This window comes from Desulforhopalus sp. IMCC35007, assembly GCF_005116575.1.
Lineage (GTDB): Bacteria > Desulfobacterota > Desulfobulbia > Desulfobulbales > Desulfocapsaceae > Desulforhopalus_A.
Genome location: NZ_SWCN01000061.1, coordinates 1 through 1,802 on the forward strand (window position 1 = coordinate 1; position 1,802 = coordinate 1,802).

At 48.5% G+C, this 1,802-nt stretch carries 1 protein-coding gene; it reads right to left on the bottom strand.

Annotation, left to right across the window (positions count from 1 at the left end; translation table 11 throughout):
• Positions 1-10 precede the first annotated feature (10 nt).
• Entirely contained in the window at positions 11-1,726 is a 1,716-nt protein-coding gene (locus FCL48_RS24560; protein ID WP_136876727.1) for a transposase, read from the bottom strand.
• Positions 1,727-1,802: the final 76 nt, after the last annotated feature.

Consider the following 1,802-nt stretch of genomic DNA (forward strand, 5'->3'; position numbering starts at 1 on the left):
AAAGCGTACACTATTTAGTATCCACTCCCAAGTACTTCAAGAGCAGCCTGTCTCTGGCCACCGATTCGGTGGACCATCGATAGCTGCCCATGACAGTCTGGACTTTTGTGGTTTCAATGCAGTCGAACCAATCCAGGATCTGAGCGAGAGAGCGTTGCGCAAGCCAGATTTCCAGTTTCTTTTCAAGCTTGATAAGTGATTTGGTTTTTCCGGGTTCTTTTTTTCTGAGCTTGGCCTGTACTTCCTTTATTTTTTTCGTCAGGAAACAATGATAGCCCAGCGAGACAAATTGTGTGAACTGTCTTCCACGCAGATTGTCCGGGTACCATGTGCGCGGTCGAGCACCGTCGAGCCTCCCTTTTTGCACGGCAAAGAGTTCTTCGATTTTTTCACGCAGTCGATAATTTTCAAGTGCTGTAAATGTGTCCATAGCCTGATTGCTGACAAGGGCGAAATAGCCAAAGTACTTCTTTGCTTCGGTAATGGCTTTGTCGTTGAATCCCACCTTCAGCTGCCCCCCACGCCCCTTCCTGGAACAAGCCAGGTACTTGTCTATTTTCTTTTGCGCTGTTTCCGTGAAATCGGTTTGTCCTCCTTCTACTTGCGCTTTCAGTTCAAGCAGGTCCTTACGGAAGGCGAGTTCTTTCTTGGCTTCATTGTCGGGTGAATAGTAAACATGTACATACAGACGGCGCAAGATCGCTTCTTTTTCACCGGCGACCTTGTCGTTACGTGATCGCTGGCGTACCCGACTGAACTGATGCATTCTAGGCGAAGTTGCTCCGCAGATGGACGGGTCGAACGGACAAGTGCTGGGCATACCCGCCAGTGTTGTACGGAGCGCATCAACTGTCTCGCGGACCCAGACAATATTCGGATCAACCAAGGTCAGAAATTTCACATTGTGCAAGGCGAATTCCATCATGTTCTTCTGGCTGTAGTAGCCGTTATCAGTGACGATTAGCGGCTTCTCCAGATTGAGACACTTGAGTTGTGTCAGAGTGTTTTCAATGGATATGACATCCGGAATATTACCGGGTTGTTTAGCGAAGGCTATCGGTTCACGAGCCTTCACGGAATATAAGGTCAAAAGCTTGATCGTGTTGAGTCCGTCGCCATCCTTGTTGAACCCCCGCCGTGCCTCAGATTGATTTTCAGAGTAGGTAGAGATAGTTGTAGAGTCAAACGCCAGCACGGGAGACTCTCCCAGGCGTGCCGCCCGAGCTGAAAAATAGCACTGAACGCCTTCTTCATTGCGACCAACATCCTTAAACAGGTTGTCATACACGTGTTCAGTGATCCCTTCACGATATGGAAGAGGGTGCATCTCCTGCCAACTCTCAAGGCGCGGCAACGTGTTGCCACCGGAACCGATCCAGTAGCGTGCGATAGAAAGCATCTTTGCCGCATCACCCTCGCTGAATGAAGTACGTACATCATCATCAATGCCGGAAACCTCGCCCACCCATTCCAGGATGTCCGTGAGGCCGGTATGCTGACGTGTTGCATCGGCAATGTCTCCTTCGCTTTTGTGTTTTTTCGGACGAGTCGGCACAATTTCTTGAGTTCCCGACTTGATTTTTCCCTTGAGCTTCTGACTGACCGTATAAGTCTTTCTGGTCTTTTCGTCGTAGGCCGTAATCCGTTCATAGATGTAAATATCGCCATTCGGACGTTTCTCACGCCGTTCGCCGACGTGAGTTTTTCCTGTTATTGGTTTAGCCATGAATAAACTCCCCTTTAAAATGTGCGTATAATCATAATACGTACACGTAAAAAAGCAAGAAAATAGCACGGTTTTT

Excerpts from the sequence above, each read along its gene's own strand:
- FCL48_RS24560 (WP_136876727.1), bottom strand. The coding sequence starts at position 1,726 with ATGGCTAAACCAATAACAGGAAAAACTCACGTCGGCGAACGGCGTGAG.